The 19,171-nt window shown below is 64.5% G+C and carries 13 protein-coding genes; 2 read left to right on the top strand and 11 right to left on the bottom strand.

The window, feature by feature from the left end; all coding sequences use genetic code 11:
- The first annotated feature begins 277 nt into the window (after positions 1 to 277).
- Entirely contained in the window at positions 278 to 1,621 is a 1,344-nt protein-coding gene (gene ffh, locus LGH70_RS16470) for a signal recognition particle protein (RefSeq protein WP_226187762.1), read from the top strand.
- A gap of 87 nt (positions 1,622 to 1,708) precedes the next feature.
- On the opposite strand, the gene LGH70_RS16475 is transcribed toward ffh, so the two are convergent.
- The 3 genes from LGH70_RS16475 to LGH70_RS16485 form a co-directional block, all read right to left on the bottom strand.
- A complete protein-coding gene (locus LGH70_RS16475) occupies positions 1,709 to 4,678 on the bottom strand; it encodes a heparinase II/III domain-containing protein (RefSeq protein WP_226187764.1) in 2,970 nt (989 codons plus the stop codon).
- Between the two features lie 164 nt (positions 4,679 to 4,842).
- On the bottom strand, positions 4,843 to 5,148 hold the full coding sequence (locus LGH70_RS16480; protein WP_226187766.1) for a hypothetical protein: 306 nt from the start codon (positions 5,146 to 5,148) through the stop codon (positions 4,843 to 4,845).
- Between the two features lie 78 nt (positions 5,149 to 5,226).
- Complete coding sequence (locus tag LGH70_RS16485; protein ID WP_226187769.1) at positions 5,227 to 5,703, bottom strand: nucleoside deaminase; 477 nt, start codon at positions 5,701 to 5,703, stop codon at positions 5,227 to 5,229.
- 208 nt (positions 5,704 to 5,911) lie between these two features.
- Here LGH70_RS16485 and LGH70_RS16490 point away from each other — a divergent pair, with 208 nt between their 5' ends.
- On the top strand, positions 5,912 to 7,786 hold the full coding sequence (locus tag LGH70_RS16490; protein ID WP_226187771.1) for a CHRD domain-containing protein: 1,875 nt from the start codon (positions 5,912 to 5,914) through the stop codon (positions 7,784 to 7,786).
- A gap of 370 nt (positions 7,787 to 8,156) precedes the next feature.
- Here LGH70_RS16490 and LGH70_RS16495 read toward each other — a convergent pair whose 3' ends face one another.
- The 8 genes from LGH70_RS16495 to LGH70_RS16530 all read right to left on the bottom strand — a co-directional run bounded on the left by LGH70_RS16495 (position 8,157) and on the right by LGH70_RS16530 (position 19,171).
- The gene (locus tag LGH70_RS16495; RefSeq protein ID WP_226187773.1) at positions 8,157 to 10,808 is read right to left on the bottom strand and encodes a cation-translocating P-type ATPase; all 2,652 of its coding nucleotides are present in this window, start codon (positions 10,806 to 10,808) and stop codon (positions 8,157 to 8,159) included.
- Positions 10,809 to 10,889: 81 nt separating this feature from the next.
- Positions 10,890 to 11,306: a globin family protein gene (locus LGH70_RS16500; protein WP_226187775.1), complete on the bottom strand. Its 417-nt coding sequence runs from the start codon at positions 11,304 to 11,306 to the stop codon at positions 10,890 to 10,892.
- A 182-nt stretch (positions 11,307 to 11,488) separates the two neighbouring features.
- The gene (locus tag LGH70_RS16505; protein ID WP_226187780.1) at positions 11,489 to 12,361 is read right to left on the bottom strand and encodes a universal stress protein; all 873 of its coding nucleotides are present in this window, start codon (positions 12,359 to 12,361) and stop codon (positions 11,489 to 11,491) included.
- A gap of 212 nt (positions 12,362 to 12,573) precedes the next feature.
- Entirely contained in the window at positions 12,574 to 13,440 is an 867-nt protein-coding gene (locus tag LGH70_RS16510; protein WP_226187783.1) for a universal stress protein, read from the bottom strand.
- A 105-nt stretch (positions 13,441 to 13,545) separates the two neighbouring features.
- Entirely contained in the window at positions 13,546 to 13,758 is a 213-nt protein-coding gene (locus tag LGH70_RS16515) for a hypothetical protein (protein WP_226187785.1), read from the bottom strand.
- Between the two features lie 447 nt (positions 13,759 to 14,205).
- A complete protein-coding gene (locus LGH70_RS16520; protein WP_226187788.1) occupies positions 14,206 to 17,427 on the bottom strand; it encodes an efflux RND transporter permease subunit in 3,222 nt (1,073 codons plus the stop codon).
- 3 nt (positions 17,428 to 17,430) lie between these two features.
- Positions 17,431 to 18,576 carry an efflux RND transporter periplasmic adaptor subunit gene (locus LGH70_RS16525; RefSeq protein ID WP_226187789.1) on the bottom strand — a complete coding sequence of 382 codons (1,146 nt, stop codon included), beginning with the start codon at positions 18,574 to 18,576 and terminating at the stop codon, positions 17,431 to 17,433.
- The gene (locus LGH70_RS16530) at positions 18,560 to 19,171 is read right to left on the bottom strand and encodes a hypothetical protein (protein ID WP_226187790.1); all 612 of its coding nucleotides are present in this window, start codon (positions 19,169 to 19,171) and stop codon (positions 18,560 to 18,562) included. The genes LGH70_RS16525 and LGH70_RS16530 overlap by 17 nt, the downstream gene beginning before the upstream one ends.

Genomic DNA, 19,171 nt, shown 5'->3' on the forward strand with positions numbered 1-19,171 from the left:
AAGAAAGCTGATTTGAGCGGTTTCGGAGCGCGAAGGTAAGCACCTGTCGGCTTTTGGGGTTTTCTGGCTAATTTTGGGGAGCGAAGCGTCGACGTTTCGCGTACCTTGTTTGTTAAGGTGGAAAAGAGTTGCAGCTGTAACTGGCTGTAAGCCACAGAATTATCGTGGTTTATGGCCGGTTCAAACCGCCTCTTTCAGCTTGCCATCCGCCGACCGGCCGAGCTTCGTAGCTTTGCCGGGGCCTCATTACCCACGCAACTAAGCAGCACATCTACCGATGTTCGATAATTTAAGTACCAAGCTCGACAAAGCCTTTAAAACCCTTAAAGGCCAGGGTAGCATCACCGAAATCAACGTCGCGGCCACCATCAAGGAAATCCGCCGCGCCCTGGTCGATGCCGACGTAAACTACAAGGTGGCCAAGGAAGTCACCGACAAGATTAAGGACGAGGCCATGGGCCGCGACGTGCTGACCACCGTGTCGCCGGGCCAGCTCATGACCAAAATCGTGTACGACGAGCTCACCCAGCTTATGGGCGGCACGAAGGAAGATGTGGTGCTCAAGGGCGACCCGGCCGTGATTCTGCTTTCGGGTTTGCAGGGTTCGGGCAAAACGACCTTCGCCGGCAAGCTGGCTACCTTTATCAAGAAGCAAAACCGCACGGTGCTGCTCGTGGCCTGCGACATTTACCGCCCCGCTGCCATCGACCAGCTCAAGGTGCTGGGCGAGCAGGTGGGCGTAGAAGTGTACTCGGAGCCGGAAAACAAGAATCCGGTCGAGATTTCGCAGAACGCCATTGCCTACGCCAAGAAAAACAACAAGAAAGTAGTCATCATCGACACCGCCGGCCGCCTGGCCGTGGATGAGCAGATGATGCGCGAAATCGAGCAGGTGAAGCGCGCCATCAACCCCTCCGAAACCCTGTTTGTGGTGGATGCCATGACGGGTCAGGACGCGGTAAACACGGCCAAGACCTTCAACGACCGGCTGAACTTCGACGGCGTGGTGCTCACCAAGCTCGACGGTGACGCCCGCGGCGGCGCGGCCCTTTCCATTCGGGCCGTGGTGGAGAAACCCATCAAGTTCATCTCCACGGGTGAAAAGATGGAAGCCCTCGACATGTTCTATCCCGACCGGATGGCGCAGCGGATTCTGGGCATGGGCGACGTAATCTCGCTCGTGGAGCGCGCCCAGCAGCAGTTCGATGAGGACGAGGCCAAGCGCATCAACCAGAAGATCCGCAAAAACCAGTTCAACTTCGACGACTTCCTCTCCCAGCTGGAGCAGATCAAGAAGATGGGCAACCTGAAGGACCTGGTGGGCATGATTCCCGGCATGAGCAAGGCCATCAAGGACGTGGACATCGACGACGACGCCTTCAAGCCTATCGAGGCCATCATCAAGAGCATGACCAAGCAGGAGCGCGCCCAGCCCGAGCTGCTCAACGGCTCGCGCCGCCGCCGCTTGGCCAAGGGCAGCGGCACCGATATTCAGCAGGTAAATAACCTGATGAAGCAGTTTGAGGACATGCGCAAGGTGATGCGCACCATGAACAAGATGAGCACTACCAAAGGCGGCATGCAGCAAATGGCCAAAATGATGGGCATGCGCGGCAAATAGCCCGTTTGAGGACAGAGAAAAGCCCCGGCTCATTTCCAATGGCTCGGGGCTTTTGCTTTTCAGAAGCATCAGGCCTTCGGGTACTGACTACCGGGCAATCAACACTTTCTGACTACTGCCAACTGGTTTGCCGGTGGCGTCCAGGGCCCGCAGAAAGTATAGCCCCGGCGCGAGGTGACGAACAGTGAGCTGCCCCTCACGGCGCACCACCTGCCGCAGCACCGTGCGGCCGTGCTGGTCGATTAGCGTCAGCTGCACGGGCTGTTCGGCGAGGCCCGCCAGGGAAATATGCACAACATCCTGGGCCGGCACCGGGGCTATGCTGAGCGTGGGAGCTACTGTGGCCGGCGCCAGCACGGCCACGGGTGAATACGTGACTTTGCCGTCCTGATCCAGCTGCCTGAGGCGGTAATACACCTGCGCAAGCGGCGCACCCGCGTCCTGAAACCGGTACTGCTGCGGCGCCGTGGCGGTACCTTGGCCGGCCACAAAGCCCACTTGCTGGAACTGACTTTCGCCTTCCGTGCGCCGCTCGATGGCAAAGCCGCGGTTGTTATGCTCCGAAGCCGTTTTCCAGGTGAGCAGTACGGAGGAAGCCTGGCGTACCGCCGCAAACGTCAGCAGCTCGACCGGCAGGACTGCCCCGTTGGCAGCCGGCAGCAGCACCTGGAACTCCGAAGCCTGGGTGAGCGTGATGCTGAGCTGCCGCGTCACGGCGTCGAAGCTAAAGCCTGCCACGCCGGGGCCGGTGACGGCCGTGGGCGCGGTGCTCAGCGGAACAGTCAGCGTGGTGGCCCGGCTGGCGTAGCCCACGTAGCGTCCCGCCTCGGCCCGCTGCCAGCTGAGCGTGGCGCGTTTGGCTGAGCGGATATGGGCCATGTTGCCGTAGTAGAGTACCGTGCCTTGCTCCAGAAACAGCTGGGCAAAGCTGCCGGCCGCATCCGTCGAGTAGAAATTGACCAGCCCATCGGCCTGCACGGCTAGCGGCAGCAGGTTGCTGGCGTCGGAGGTCAGTACCGTATCGGCCTGGGCAAAGACTACGTCCTGGTAGTCGGAGCTGGCAGCCAGAGCGGCCGTGGTGGCCGTGCTGGTGGTGGCGACGCTGAGTGGCGTGGTCGTGAACGGGGCCAGGGCCGCCAGAAACTGCGTCTGGGCTGCACCGCTTTTCTGCACGAGCAGCGTGGTGTGCTTTTCCGACTGGTTGTAGGTCAGCTCGTGGCGGTTGGTGGCTTTGCCGTAGCCGCTGGCCCCGCCGGTAGCCGTGACGTGGGCCAGTAGCCCGGCCCCATTTTTCTGCCAGATGCCTTCTCCAGCTGCCAGCTTATCGGTGAACGAGCCGGTAGCCGCCGGGCCGTTTTCCAGGCCGTAGCCGTGCAGCTGCCAGGTGTAGGTATGCACCGCATTGGACCGGACAAAATCGGCCAGGAGGTAGTAGCTGTTGCGGATAAATAGCGTTTTGCGGGTGATGGTGGCGGTTTGGTAAGTTGTCTGCACTTCGCCGTAGGCCAGCTTGCCGGTCTGGAAGGTATTGCGGATGGTGGCCGGTGCGTCGTTGGGGGCGCTGGGAGCCCCGATGGCCGGACCAGCGTTGTCGACCAGAATCAGGTTGTGGTTCGTGGCCTTGCCCAGGGAGTCGCGGCGGCCGTAGCTGAGGTAGCCGGGGTCCAGGGCCAGCAGCTGCCCATTGGCGTGCAGCTGGAAGCTGCTGGCATCGGCCTGGCTGTGGCCGCCAGAGTTGGTTTGGGCCGCGCCGCTCTTGCCGTACACGTGCAGGTAGCTGGCCAGGGAGTCGTTGCCGGAGCGGAAAACCAGGTTGCCACTCTGGGGCAGGGCCGTCAGCGTCGGGTTGGTGGGGGCCGTGGGGGCAAGGTTGGCAGCCAGATACGCCGCGCGCATATCCACGGTGGCGTCGCGCAGCTGGGTGTTCAGCGAGTTGAGCTGCCTGGTCGACAGATTGCCCAGGTGCAGCGGCTTCACGTAGCGGCTTTTGCCGGTGAGAGCCAGCTCGGGCATGCCCATATCCACGTAGGAATCTTCCAGGGCGGGCAGGCGGCCATCGGGCAGCAGAATGGCCGTAATCCAGTCGTAGAGCTGGTCGTAGCGCGGGTCGTAATACGGGTTGCGAATGGGGCGGGAAACGCCGCCGAAGCTGTAGGTCAGCGTGTTGTCGGGCAGGAAATTGCCCATGGCCCGGAAAAACGGCAGGCAGTTCAGAAATGCGTACTTGAAGTAGTACGGCCCTTCGGCGTAGCCCGCCACGGCGTTCGGGTCCGACTGCCGCTGCGCATCCTGCCAGAGCACGTTGTCGATGTTGAACAGCCCGTGGTTGATCCAGGCCGTGGGCCGGCGGCTTACGTGGGTGGCGCTGCCCACGTCGTTGAGCACCACTGCAGCCATGCCCAGCGCGGCCGCCGTCATCAGCGCGTGGTTGTTCTTGACCTGCTTATAAAACTCGAAGCTGACGAACGACACCGGCCGGAAGGGCTTTACCGACTGCGAATCAAGGTTGCCGACAAACTCCTGCAGCCGCCGCTTGCCCGCAGCCAGGTCAGCATCAGTCTGCCCGGCGCCGCGCAGCAAATCGTAGGCTATCAGGTAGTCAATCAGCTCTTTGGAGCGCCACTGCCACTCGTTGTACGAAGACGGATTGCTGAGCGTGGCGTACACCTCCACGCTGGTGTTGATGCTTTCGAGCAGAGCCTGAGCACTGGCCAGCAAGGCCGCCTTTTCCGCCGCCGATAGCGGCGCGTTGCCAGGCTGGCGGTCCAGCAGGAGCACGAAGGCCGCGTTTTTAGCCAGCGTAGCGCGGGCCCGGCGTCCATCGGCAGAGGTATTGTCAGAAGTGGGCGGGGCCGTGGCGCTTTGGTAGAGGCTGGCGTAGAGGGCCTGCCGCTCGGGCCGGAGCAGAGCCTGCTGCACCTGCGCAACGGCCGAAGCCTTCAGCAAGGTGCGCGGAAACGACGCGTCGGCGCCCGGCGGGTGCCAGCTGCCGGTTTGCGCGACGACGGTTTGAACTACAAGAAATACGAAGAATAGAGTAGCGGCAAGGTGTTTCAAAGGCGGCGGATAAATTGTAATTATACCAACTAAAACGGCCCGCAGGGGCAGCAGGCTACTGGTTGGATAATACTTTAGCGCCGTGAATAGTTTCGTACTGTTTAGGTAAAAAATAAGAAATATCCGTGTTGCATGCGCTGGTAACAGAAGATGTTCCAGGCAAACTACTTGGTGGAAGGCATGACGTTGCCGGCCGTATCGGCGAAGTACACGGCCGTTACCTTTTCCTTCTTGCCGGGCGTGGGCTCCATTTCGAAGGTGTACTCGACCGTGTAGCCCTTGCGGTTGCGGCCGTCGGCATCTTCCTGGTGGCCGGCAAAGGCTTCGGAGTGAACCGGCGTAATGGGAGCGTCAACCTGGGTTTTCACGTATTGCTCCACGGCCGCAATGGCCCGTTGCTCGGCGGCGGGGTCGGCGCTACACGCGGCCAGCAGCAGGGCGCAGGCCGTTTTCAGAAGGAAGTGTTTCATAGCCCTGAAGATAGCAAAAGGCCCCCGAGGAGGCCTTTTGTCAGAGAAGTAAGTGCGAACAAGCGCGGTGGGCCCTGCTTAGTACTCGGTTTTGCCTTCTTTGCTTTCCCAGGCCCGAAAACCGGCCAGGGCCTCGTCGGGCAGCAGCTGGGTCATCGGAATCTGGCGGTCGGACAGGGGCTTTTCGATTTCGTCGTAGATAAACTGGTCGTCGAAGCCGATGGCGGCCGCATCCTGCTTGGTATTGCCGTAGAACACGCGGCGCGGTCGGGCCCAGTAGATGGCGCCCAGGCACATGGGGCAGGGCTCACAGCTGGTGTACAGGTCGCAGTCGTCGAGCTGGAAGGTGCCCAGCTCGCGGCAGGCCTTACGGATGGCATCCACTTCGGCGTGGCAGGTGGGGTCGTTGGTGCTGGTAACCTGGTTGAAGCCGTGGGCGATAATGCGGCCATCCTTCACCACTACGGCCCCGAAAGGACCACCGTGGCCGGCTTGCATTTTTTCAATTGAGAGGCGAATGGCTTCGCGCATGAATTCGTCGCGGGGAGCTTCCATAGGAGAGGAGAATAGGAGGGAAAAGCCCGCAAGATACGGCAAGCCCGGGCCGTTTACCAAACTTGGCAGAATAGCAGTTAAGCGGGAAGTACAGCTCGGTTAGGGAATAAGTGCTTAATTAGTAAATGGTTGCAGGCAACCATCGGCGGCTAGCTGCCGAGTGCGAGAGAGGAAGTGCTTTGTTTTACCTCACCTAATCCCCTTCACCATGTACCCAAAATCTACCCAGCTTTTAGCCGTGCTAGTGTTGCTGCTTGGCCTCACCGGGCGGGTTCAGGCCGACCACCTGCGCGCCCACCTGCTCTTATCGGCCAAACTGGAGGGCGCCCAGGAAGTGCCCGTCGTGACTACCCCGGGGCAGGGCGTGGCCAGCTTCACTCTGAACCCCACCCGCGACACGCTGTTTCTGAACGCCACCTTCAACAACCTGAGCGGACCCATTACCGGGGCCCATACCCACCTGGGCCGCCGGGGCGTGGCCGGCCCCATCGTCACCGATCTGCTGCGCTTTGTGCAGGGCAACCGCCTGCAGGGCTTCCTCACCGGTCCTGACCTCGACAACCTGAAGCTGCGGCGCTACCTGCGCGGCGACTACTACATCAACGTGCACACGGCTGCCAACCCCGGCGGGGAAATCCGGGGGCAGATTGAGGTGGAAACTGAGTTTCTGTACGGCGCCACGCTCACCGGGGCCCAGGAAGTGCCGCCCGTCACGACGCCGGCGCTGGGCGTGGGCAGCTACGTGCTGAGCCAGGACAAAACCCGGCTGAAGTTCCGGACCGTGTTCGACGGGCTCAGCGGGCCGGTTACGGCCACTCACTTCCACAACGGGGCTCCCGGCGTGGCGGGCCCCGTTATCCTGGACTTGGGGCCCTACCTCGCCGGCAAGGTCATTGAGGGCGAGGTGGGTGTCACACCGGCCTTCGTAACGGCCCTGGAAGCGGGCAACATCTATATTAACGTGCACACGGCGGCTAATCCGGGCGGGGAAATCAGGGGGCAGCTGGCCAGCCGGGCCCGGCTTGTGGGCCACGACGCACGCCTCGACGGCGCCCAGATGGTGCCCGCCCTGCCCACCACGGCCAAAGCCGTGGCCCTGGGCGACCTGAATGCCGGCCTGGACACGCTGCGCCTGACGTTGTCGTTTACTGGCTTGAGCGACGCTCCGACCAGCCTGGATGTGTACCTGGCCGAGGCGGGCCAGTCGAATGCCACTGCCACGCGCTTGAATCGGGTGAATCTGGCAACGCTGACTACTAATGCTTTTTCGGTGACCTTTGGTGGGCTGAGCCTCACGGCCGCCAACCGCTTCCTGACCGGCGGCGTGAATCTGGTGTTGAATACGGCGGCCAATCCGGAGGGCGAAATCCGGGGACAGGTCTACCGCGTGGCGCGCGAGGGCTACACTTTCAGTCTGAACGGGGCCCAGGAGCGGCCCGCGCCCACCAACACGCCCGGCCTAGGCTCCGGTCTGGTGTCCATCGACCGGGACCAGAACAACGCCCACTTCATGATGGTGTGGCGCGGCCTGACCGGAGTGCCGACGGGTGGGCACTTCCACACCGGCCGGCGCAACGAGGCCGGGCCGGTGGTTTTCAATCTGGTGCCCTTCTTCGACAATGCCACGGCTCCCACGGCTGCCTATGGCTTCTGGAAGGCCGACAACGCGGCCCAGCCGTTCACGCTGCGCCGCTCCATTCAGTTTCGCACCGATAGTATGTACGTGAACCTGCACACGGCCCAGTTTCCCGGCGGCGAGGTGCGCGGCCAGGTATTCCGGGGGGCCAAAAACCTGACGGCCGTGCTAAGCGCTGCCCCGGCCGTTGCCGCCGAATCCTTCGCCGCCTACCCCAGTCCGTTTTCTACCGCCTTCACCCTGAGCTTCGAAGCCCGCACGGCCGGGGCCGGCAGCGTGCAACTCACCGACTTGCTGGGCCGCGCGGTGCTCACGACGGCCGTACCGGTCCGGACCGGGGCCAACCAAGTACAACTCGACGCGTCGGGCCTGCGCAGCGGTATGTATCTAGTAACGTTACAGGTAAATGAGAGCCGCGTTATTACCCGCGTCCTCAAGCAGGAGTGAACCGCTGAGAGCCAAGCCAACCCATCCTGAACCGCTAGCGGCCCGACAGCATGGTGCTCGCTAAAGGGAGGTGTTGGTGCCGGACTAGAAAAGGTTGTCGGTTCTCGAAAAATAATCAATAAATCTGCGGGCTCTCGGTCTTTGTATTGACTTTCTGGCACAGAAGTTGCCACCATAAATCCTGAAAGAATAGTTTTTTAGGTGTTTTGGTTGTGGAAAAGGGGACGTCGTATCGGCGTCCTTTTTTTATGCCCGGTTTTCTGGTAGCGGGGCGAAATAGTTGCCCTGTAGTAAAGTCCGGCCAATGGCTGCACTGCCGACATTAAAATCTCTGCCCGCGGTGCGTTGAGCTAGAGTAATTGCTTCGTAGCTAGCGTTTTGCCCGCTTGGATAGCCCCAGCCCCAGCAGCTGCCCCAGTACCAGCATAGCGACTGCGGGAGCCAGAATCAGCCCCAGTGCCAGCTGATTGAGGGGCTGCACGCCGAGTAAGGTCCGTAGGGGCGTCACAAAGTAGGTGAGCAGCAGCAAGCCGATGCACAAAGCCAGGGCCAGCCACACGTAGCCGTTGCGCAGTACGTCGTTGTGCCGCAGCGGCGTGCCCACGCCGGCCATGTTGAACACGTGCAGCAGCTGGGCACCGGCCAGCCCGTAGAACAGGATATTGTTGCCCACGGCCGCCGAGGCCAGGCCGTAGTGCCGGGCCGCGTAGTAGCTGGCCAGCAGCACCAGGCTCATCAGTACGGCGTAGGCCGTGGCTAGGCGCCAGTCGCCGGGGCGCATGATGGGGGCCTGCGGGTGGCGGGGTGGGTCGTGCATCACCTTGGGGCTGCCCTTGCCCAAACCCAGGGCCAGGGCCGGAAATACGTCGGTGAGCAGATTCAGGAACAGAATCTGCAGGGGTAGCAGCCCCATGCCGTGTCCGGCCAGGCCGGCGGCCGTCACCACCAGGATTTCACTCAGGTTACAGGACACCAGGTAGAGCACGAAGCGCCGGATGTTGGTGAAAATAATGCGGCCCTGCTCCACGGCCGTCACGATGGAGGCAAAGGAATCGTCGCGCAGGACCAGCGCCGCGGCCTCGGCGGCCACCTGGGTGCCGCGCAGCCCCATGGCCACCCCGATATCGGCTTTCTTCAGGGCCGGCGCGTCGTTTACCCCGTCGCCGGTCATGGCTACCACGTGGCCCTGCTGCTGGTAGAGGCTCACCAAATCGAGCTTCTGGGCCGGGCTCACGCGGGCAAAAACGGCCGTGTGGCGCAGGCGTCGGCGCCCCGCGCCATTGGGGTGAGCCAGCAGATGAACCAGCTCGGTGCCCGTGATGGCGCCGTACTCCGCGTCGAATGGCAAGTGCACCTGCCGGGCCACCGTCAGGGCCGTGGCGGGGTGGTCGCCGGTCACCATAATGACGCGGATACCGGCCCGGTGGCAGGTTTCCAGGGCCGGAATGACCTCCGGGCGCGGCGGGTCCAGGAAGGCCACCAGGCCCAGCCAGCTCAGCTCGTGGGCCCAGTCGGGCTGCCCGGCCGTGGGCACCACGCGGTAGGCCAGGGCCAGGGTGCGCAGGCCGGCCTGGGCCAGCTCGTCTACGCGCTGCAGCCAGCGGGTTTGCTCCTGGGCCGTGAGGGGCTGCAGGCCGTCGGCGGTTTGCACGCTGGTGCAGCTGCGCAGTACTTCTTCGGCCGCGCCCTTCACCGCCACCCAGCCCTGGCCGTCGGTGTGGCGGTGGAGGGTAGCCATCAGGCGGGTGTCGGAGTTGAAGGGCTGCTCGGCCAGGCGGCCCACGGCCAGGGTACCCGCCACGTCGAACTGGCTGCGGTGGGCCAAGGCCAGCAGGGCCACTTCCAGCGGGTCGCCGAGGGCGGCATCCGCGTCGGTGGGGGAATAGGTGGCGTTGTTGCAGAGCACAGCCACGCGCAGCAGGTGCTGGGTAGCGGCATCGTTCAGGCTGTGGCCGGGGCCCAAGGAGGGCGTGCCGGCGGCCAGCTCTACCCGGCCATCGGGCAGCCAGAGGGTGTGCACGGCCATGCGGTTCTGGGTGAGCGTGCCGGTCTTGTCGGTGAAAATAATATCGGTGCTGCCCAGAGTTTCGACGGCGGCCAGGCGCTTGACCAGCACCTGATGGCGGGCCAGGCGCAGCATGCCGTTGGCCAGGGCCAGCGTGGCCACGATGGACATGCCCTCGGGAATGGCAGCCACGGCCAGCACGATGGCCGTTTTGAGCAAGTCAACCACCGAAACTCCCTGCAGCAGGCCCACCACCACAAAGAGCAGAGCCAGGCCCACGGTGATGAAGATAAGCTGGCGGGCCAGGTTTTCCAGCTTGACTTCCAGGGGCGTGGCGGTGTGCCTGGCCTGCTGCACAAGGGTGGTAATGGCCCCCAGCTGGGTGGCGCCGCCCACGCCCGTAACGACGGCCCGGCCGGTGCCATTCACTACGGCGGTGCCCTTGAAGAGGCGGTTTCTCTGCTCGGCCAGGGGTGCCCCGTCGGCGGTAGGAGTCAGCTGCTTGGTTGCCGGCATCGACTCGCCCGTCAGCGCCGACTCATTGACCTGCAGCTGCTGGGCCTCAACTAGCTCGGCGTCGGCGGCCACTACTTCGCCGGCTTCCACCAGCAGCACGTCGCCCACCACCACGGCATCGGCCGGCACGGCCCGCACCTGCCCGTCGCGCAGCACCCGGGCCACGCTCACGCCCAGACGGCGCAGGGCCGCCATGGAGGTCTGGGCATTCCATTCCAGCCAGAAGCCAATCAGGGCGTTGAGCAGGATAACGGCCAGAATAGCAAATCCTTCGGCCCGCTCGTCGAAAGCAAACGAAAACCCCGCCGCGGCGCCCAGCACGGCCACCGTCAGGCTGCGAAACTGCCGGAGCAGCACGCGGCCCCAGTTGTCGCCCGCGGCCGATGCCACCGCGTTGGGCCCGTTTGCCAGCAGGCGGCGCTGGGCTTCGGCTTCGCTAAGACCGGTGACGGGAAGCGGCAGGGAAGTCGGGGGCGGGGAGGGAGCAGGAGCAACGAGCATACGGGCAGGCGTCGGCTTGGAAATCAGGAGAATGCACGCTTCGGCCCCGCGCCGCAGGGTCAGCGGGCCGCCTATGCGGGGCTAAGCCGCCAGGCGGTGGCTGGCCGGGTCCATAAGGTTGAGTGCCACCGGCCGGCGCTGGCCCACTAGTTGCCAATGGGTGCGCATGGTGGCCAGGTTGCGCAGCGCGGCGCGGGCCGCCTGGGTGAGCGGACCGGTGAAGTTGGCCGCCAGCGTATCGTCCAGCAGTTGGCACCAGCGGGCCAGGTGGGCGGCCGTGAGTGGGGTGTCGTGGGTGCCGCTAGTGGGCCGGCCATGGTAGCTGCGGCCGGTCAGGGCCAGCTCCCACCACGCGTATTCGGCGGTGGATGCTTCCTCACGCGCGGGGCTGAAAAGCGGGCCAAGCAGTGTATCGGTGGCCAGGCGGGCCGTGAAAAGGCGCGCGAAGCGGCGGCACTGGGCCGTGCAGGACAGGTCGGAAGCAAGGTGAGCAGGCATGGCAGAAGAGGTTAGGAGCAGGAATCCGACGCGGCCCGGACCGTAGCGGGCACTCGGGTAAAGGTCAGGGCTTCGCCTCAGTGCTGCCGTGACAATAATCACCCGGCAGGTTGATTTCACTCAGCCGGCAGCCGGCCAAGGGGGGGAATTGCCAGCCGCAGCACCGCAAGCAGGTGCTGGCCCTAGCGGGTAGCGGCTGCCTTGCGGGTTACGGGCGCGCCTACCGTCGTCGTGGGCAGTACCAGCACGGGCACCGGGCTTTGGGCCAGCAGCCGGCCCGTGACGCTGCGGTGAAACAGCTCACTGAGGTAGCTCCGCTCCCGGGCCAGCACAAGGACCATATCGGCCTGGGTATCCTGCACGGCCGCGAGCAGGCCCGCGTCGGAGTGGTGGTGCGCGTAGCCGCGCAGCTCGGGTGTAGTCAGCCCATCTACCAGCCCACTAACCTGCACCGCGCGCAGGGCCGCCCCGCAGCCGGCATCGTCCACCACGTTGTCCGACACGTGGGCTACCGCAATGTGGGTGCCCAGGGTAGCGAGCAGCTGGCGCAAGGGCCGGGCGTTTGGTCCCAGGGTGAAGGGTTCCCGGTCGGCGGCAATCAGAAAGCGGCGGGGCGGCTCCTGTCCGGGCGCGGGGCGCGGTACCACCAGCACGGGGTAGTGCAGCGTGCGCAGCAGGTCGGCGCAGCTGGCCTCGACGCTGGTAGAGGCCGCCGCGCCGGGCTCGGGCTGGCCCAGCACAAACAGCACCGGGTGGTGGCGCTTGGCCAAATCCTGGGCCACGACGGGCAGCAGATCGGTCGTAATTTCCACGGTGGCCGGCGTGGAGAGCCCCTCGGCCTGCCGGTAGAGGGCGGCGGCCGTTTCGGTTTGCCGGCTCAGCTCATCCTGCCGGAATTCCTCGCCCAGCATCTCGTAGGGGTCGTACATGGAGGCACGGTTCACGTGCAGCAGCACCAGGCGGGCCTGCAGGGCCTGGGCCAGGGTGTCGGCGTAGCGGACGGCGTGGCGGGCTCCTTCGTAGAAACCAGCAAAGGCAATGATGGTCAGGGACATGGCGGCAATACTGATGGGTGGATGAAAGCAGTGGGAGTAAACAAGCCCGGCCCGGGTGCCGACACGCTCCGTCGCCAGTTACGCTGCCCCTGAAAAACTTGTGCGGCCAGCCTAACCCGCGGCCTCCATTGGGGCATGGGGGGAGGTTGATCAGGCCACTACGCTGGGCTTCGAAGGCAAAGGGAGTGAAGGAGGGCCGGAACCAGGCTTTTTCAGCTCAGACCCGGCATCCAGTCGGGCACCTCGGGGCCGACAGCCGGCAGCAGCAGCACCGGCACGGTAGCCTGGCGCAGCACCTGGGCCGTCACGCTGCGGTGAAACAGCTGGCCCCAGAAGCTGCGCGGCCGGGCAATCAGGATCAGGACTTCGGCCTGGGTGTCGGTAATGGCCTGGAGTATGCCGGCCGCGGCCGCCACCCCCGACTCTTCGTACAACTCCAGGGGCTGGTCGGGCAGCAGCTCGCTCAGGTGCACGTGGGCTAGTGCCCGCTGCCCCGGGAAGGCCTGCCGCTCGCCGGGGTGCGTCACGTGTACCACCGTGGTGGCCGCGTGCCATTCCCGGATCAGCCGGGCCGCCCGCCGGGTAGCGGCGTTGGGCGTAAACGACTCAGCATCGACGGCTATGGCTATGCGGCGGGGCAGCGTGTGCAGCGGCTGGCTCTGCTCGGGCACCAGCAGCAGGGGCCGGAGCGTGCCGCGCAGCACCGGCAAAGCCTGGTTGCGCAGCAGGTGGTCGAGCAGGGTACGCTCGGTACTTAGGCCCATGGCCAACAGCACCGGATTGGCGTAGCGCACGGCCAGAGCTACGGCTTCCGGCAGGTCTTCCACCGCGGCTACCACGGTGGTTTCGACGGGATAGGGCAGGTGGCGGACCATGGCTTCCAACGCCACGGCGGCCTGCGCCTGGTCGGTGGCGTGATTAATCAATACTTCGGCCAGCTCCGGGGCCAGCACCGGGGTGGCACAATGGTGCAGCAGCCGGAGGTGGGGCTGGAGCGGGGAGGTGAGCAGGGCGGCCGTTTGCACAACGTGCTCGGCCGTAGCCGAGAGGCTGCTGAGAACAAGAACAGAGGGGCGCATGGCAAAAATCAGCGGTTAGTCTTCGGCGGGCAGCACCAGTACCGGAATCGGGCCGTCCTGCAGCTGCTGGGCCGTTGCCCTAGAGTGAATAAGCAACGGAAAAGGTCAGGCGGCAGTGGCAGCCGCCAGCCGTGATGCCTCCCCGCTGCGGAATGGCAGTCCGGCACCCGCGGGCCAGTTGTCGACCGTTAAGCAGGCATCAGCTTCCCGGGCCAGTTGCAGCGTGGCCGGGCCGGCAATGCCGGCAAAGGGGCGCATTGCTCCCCGCCGGCTGGGGCGGGAAGTTTGCTTGTAGGCAGAGAGCAAGGCAAAGCGCATAGTTGGGCGGGTCAGGGTGCGGGCGTGGCTACCGGCTAGTGGGCCGCGCGCTGGTGGGTGCCGCGCAAATACATGCTGGTCAGGGCCAGAGCGGCAATGAGCAGGGCGGAGAGCAGGAAGGAGGGCGTTATCATGGCAGTCGAACGGTTCGGGACCAGAAAACCTGGCCGGTGGCAGAAGCAACAGAACTAACTCAAAGGACGGCAATGGCGCCCGCCAACACCCTGACGAACACCAGCCTAGTAGCTGATCTTTGTCATATTGCCCGGTTGGGCCCGCGCAGGCGGTAGTATCCGGCCTGGTCGGCCCTGGTCAGCAGCCCAGTGCGCTTCTTTCGCGGTATATGAATACTATACTCCTGATTTGTAATGCGTTGTCAGGAAAAGGCGGCCCGTGATAGGGAGCTAAAGTCCTGAGCTGCTGCGGTGGAAAGTGGTCAGCAATGGCCTAGCGGACGGGCAGTGCCGGCTGTACATCCGAAGGCGGAGTGAGCGGCTGCGCGTCCAGCTCCTGCGGGGGGCCGTCGAGGCCCGCTTCCTGGTGCGCGGCGAAATACTGGGCCAGGGCTTTTTCGCCCACCAGCCAGAACACCACCGGCGTCACGATGATGTCGAGGAAGGTGGAGGAAAGCAGGCCGCCCAGAATTACGGTGGCCACCGGATACAGAATTTCCTTGCCCGGCGCGTCCTTGGCCAGCGTGAGCGGCACCAAAGCCAGGGCCGCCACCAGGGCCGTCATCAGCACGGGCACCAAGCGCTCCAGGGAGCCCCGCAGAATCATCTCCCGGCCGAACTGCTCACCCTCGTGCTCCACCAGGTGGATGTAGTGCGAAATCATCATGATGCCGTTGCGCGAGGCAATGCCCGTGAGCGTGATAAAGCCCACGAGCGAAGCAATGCTGAAGGTGCCGCCGGTGAGCAGCACGGCTACCACCGAGCCGATGAGGGCCAGCGGAATGTTGAGCATAATTTGGCCCACCATGAGCGTGGATTTGAAGTGCGAAAACAACACCAGGAAAATGCCCGCCAGGGAAAACAGGCTCAGCCAGAGAATCTTCTGGGAGGCCGACTGCTGGCTCTCGAACTGCCCGCCGTAGGTCAGATAGTAGCCCGGCGGCAGCGGCACCTGCTGCTTCACCCGGGCCTGAATTTCCTGGACCGTGGAGCCCAGGTCGCGCCCGGCCACGTTCAGGGAGATGGTGATGCGGCGCTGGGTGTTTTCGTGGTTGACGGTGTTGGGACCGGGCTCATAGCGGATGTCGGCCACCTGACTCACCGGAATCAGGGCGCCGGTGGGCGTTTCAATGCGGGTCTGACTGATGGCGGCAATGTCGTTGCGCTGGGCTTCGGGCAGCTTCACCACCAGGTCGAAGCGCTTCTGCCCGTCGAGCATCTGCGACACCACGGCACCCTGAAACAGGGTTTCCAGGTCGCGTACCACCTCGCCGCGCTCCATACCGTAGGCGCGCAGGGCCTCGTCGCGGGGCCGGATCAGCAGCTGCGGAATCTGTACCTGCTTTTCCACCTGCAAGTCGACCACGCCGGGCACGGCGGCGGCCACGCCGCGAATGTCGTTGGCGTAGCGGCGCAGCTCCAGCAGGTCGTTGCCAAATACCTTGATGGCCACCTGGGCCCGCACGCCCGAAAGCAGGTGGTCGAGGCGGTGGGAAATGGGCTGGCCGATGTTCACGTTTACCCCCGTAATGAGACCGAGCTTCTGGCGCATATCGGCCAGAATTTCGTCGCGGCTCCGCATGGTTTTGCCCTCTTTTTCCAGTTCCTGCTTTGTCTTGAAGGCCACCTCGATTTCCGAGTTGTTTACCGACTCGGCGTGCTCGTCCAACTCGGCGCGGCCGGTGCGACGGGCGGTATAGGCCACCTCCGGAATCTTGAGCATCTGCCGTTCGCCCAGCGTGCCCAGCTTGTTAGACTCACTCAGCGAGGTGCCCGCCGGCGCCGAGAAGTTGACCGTGAGCGAGCCTTCGTTGAAGGGCGGCAGAAACTCGGTGCCGAAGAAGGGCACCAAGGCGGCCGCCAGCCCGAAAAGCAGGGCCGTGGTGGACAGAATCAGCCGGGGATGCCGCAGGCCCCAGTGCAGCAGCCGGGCATCCTTTTTCTTCAGCCAGCGCACCAGCGGCCCGTCGGTTTCGGGGTGGTCCATCTGCTTCATGCGCGGCAGCAGGTAGTAGCACAGCACCGGCGTGACGGTGAGTGACACGAACAGGGAAGCCACGATGCTGGTAATGTAGGCTATGCCCAGGGGCGCGAAAATGCGGCCTTCCATGCCTTCCAGGGCAAACAGGGGCAGAAACACCAGCACCACGATGATGGTGGCGTACACGATAGAGTTGCGCACCTCCGAGGAAGCCGCGTAGATGACCCGGAGCACCGGCTGCGGGTGGGGCTTCTGCTTGTTTTCGCGCAGGCGCCGGTACACGTTTTCCACGTCCACAATGGCATCGTCGACCAGCTCGCCGATGGCAATGGCCAGCCCGCCCAGGGTCATGGTGTTGATGCTGATGCCCGCCAGGCGGAACACCAGGGCCGTTACCAGCAACGACAACGGAATGGCTACCAGGGAAATAAACGTGGTGCGCACGTTCAGCAGAAAGGCAAACAGCACGATAACCACCAGGATGGCCCCGTCGCGCAGGGCTTCCTCCACGTTGGTAATTGAGGACTCGATAAACTCAGACTGCTTGAACAGGCGCGTATTGACGCGCACGTCTTTGGGCAGGGAAGGCGTGAGCTCGACCAGGGCTTTTTCCACGGCTTCGGTTAAGCCCACGGTAGCGGCGCCCGGCTGCTTTTCGATGCTCAGAATCACGGCCGGCTGCCCGTTCACGCTGCCGTCGCCGCGCTTGAAGCGGGCCCCGAATTCCACCTTGGCCACGTCGGCCACCCGAATGGGCGACTGCTCGCGGTAGCCCACGATGATGTTCTCAATGTCCTGCACCGAGCGCAGCCGGCCCAGGTTGCGAATGAGCACCTCCGAGCCGTTGCGGTCGAAGAAGTTGCCGGTGGTGTTCAGGTTGGAGCGGCGCAGGGATTCCTCCACCTGGTTCACCGTGAGGCCGGTAGCATTCAGGCGGGGCATGTCGAGCAGCACCTGGTACTGCAGGTTGTCGCCGCCGATGGGAATAACCTGGGCCACGCCCGGAATGCTAAGCAGGCGCTGCCGCACGGTGTAGTTGGCCAGGGTGCGCAAGTCAGCCGCGTTGGTCTGCTGGCCGCCCGAGAGGCCCACCAGCATAATCTGGCCCATCACCGAGGAAATAGGGCCCAGCACCGGCGTAATGCCCTCGGGCAGCTGCTCGCCGGTCGTTTGCAGCTTTTCGCTCACAATCTGGCGGGCCGTGAAGATGTCGGTGCCGTAGTCGAACTCCACGAACACCATGCCCAGCCCGATGGCCGAGTTGGAGCGCACCGCCGACACGCCGGTGGCCCCGTTCAGGGCGGTTTCCACGGGCAGCGTCACCAGGGCTTCCACCTCCTCGGGGGCCATGCCCGGAGCCTCCAGAAACACCGTGACGCGGGGCCGGTCCAGGTCGGGCAGCACGTCGACGGGCAGCTGCCGGGCCGTGTAGGAGCCCGCAATGAGCAGGCCCACGGCGAAGGCCAGCATCAGCAGGCGGTTTTGCAGGGCGAAGCGAATGATGGTATCGAGCATCCTCTATTGGTTGAGGTAGATTGACTTGAGCTGGTAGGTGCCGGCCGTCACCACCCGGTCGTTTTCATTGACCTGCCCCTGCACCAGCACGGTCTGCTCCCCGCTCACGGCGCCAGGCTGCACAAAGCGGATCTTGAACCGCTCGGGCTCGGTGTGCACAAACACCACGGGCTTGCCGTTGAGGTCGGTGATGGCCGCGGTGGGCACCACGAGCTGGGGCTTGCCGCCGCCCGATTGGCCTACCACCTGCACGTTCACGGCCTGACCGGCGCGGTAGGCGCTGCCCGGCTGCGCGGCCAGCTCCAGCACCAGCTGCCGGGCCTGGTTCACGGGGTTCACCACGTTGCTGAATACCACCAGCCGGGCCGGTATGCCCGGCTGGCCCTGCAGGCCCTCCACCCGAAACACCGCCCCAGGCGTGACCTTGGCCAGATCCTGGGCAAACACCTGGGCTTCCACGCGCAGCTTGCCAGGGTTGATGACCCGAAACAGCTCGTCGCCCTGATTCACCTGCTGGCCCACGGCCAGGTTGAATACATCCACCGTGCCGCTGACCGGCGAAGTAATGCTCACGCGCCGCTGCCGGGCCTGCCCGTTGTAGATGGCGGCGTTCTGGCGGGCCTGACGCAGACGCAGCTCGGCGGCCACCACGTCCTTGCGGGCGGCAATGTCGGCAATGCTCTGCAGGCGGGCGTAGTCCTGCTGGGCGGCGCGCAGCTCGGCCTGAGCATTGGCCCGCTCGGTGCTGAGGCCGATTTGCTGGGTGGCATCCAGGGTTTGCTCAATAACAGCCAGGGGTTGCCCGGCCCGCACCGCCTGGCCTACCTGCGCGGCCAGACTCACGATGCGTCCGGTCTGGGGCACCACGATGCGGCCCTCGCCCCCGGCCGCCGCCGATACGGTACCGAAGAGCGTGGCCCGGCTGTAGGTGGTGGAATAAGCGGCCAGCTGGGTGCGCACCTCGAACAGAAACTGGCTTTCCTTGGGCAGCAGCACCTCGTCGGTCAGGGCTACGCCGGTGCTGGCTGTGGCCTCGTCGCCGTGGTCTTCGCCTCCATGGGCCTGCACCCGGGCCGGTGGAGGCAGCAGTACGCTCATTACCAGGCCAGCCGCGGCCGTAGCGGTCAGAAACTTATGCGTGGTTTTCATAAACTGCGGGAGTAGGGGTGGAAACAGGAGGCGCGGGGCGGCGCCGGCGCAACAGCAGCACCGTCAGGCCGATACCCAGCCCAAAGGCGCCGACCAGGGCCAGAATGGTTTTCCAGGACGAAAACGGCCCGGGCGCGTCGGCTGGCGCCGCCGCGGCTACGGGCAGCTTCTCCCCGACTTTAATGCCTTCGAGCAGTAGCAAATCGGCCCGCTCCCCGGCCACGATGTTGAGGGCAAAACTGTAAGCCTTGTTGGCCGGAAACTCGCCTTCCACCAGGTAGATGCCGGGCTCCTGCTCGGTCACGGCCCATTGCAGGGAGGTATCTTCCGGGTTGGTCAGCGTGAGCTTGGCGCCTTTGATGGGCGCGTTGGTGGCGTAGTCGGAGAGGAACAGGCGCAGGTCGGCGGGCTGGCCGCCTTCCAGGGGCTCGTAGCGCAGCAGCACTTCGAACTGTTCGGACAGCGCCGCCACGGAAAAGGAGGTGGCCCCGGCCGGCGTCGACGCTTTGGCTTCGTCGCCGTGGTCTTCGCCGCCGTGGGCGTGGGCTGCTCCCGTCAGGAGCAGGCCCAGGAGCAAAATGAGTAGCTGTTGCAT

Origin of the sequence: Hymenobacter nitidus (genome assembly GCF_020447315.1) — a bacterium.
In the GTDB taxonomy this organism is placed as follows: domain Bacteria; phylum Bacteroidota; class Bacteroidia; order Cytophagales; family Hymenobacteraceae; genus Hymenobacter; species Hymenobacter nitidus.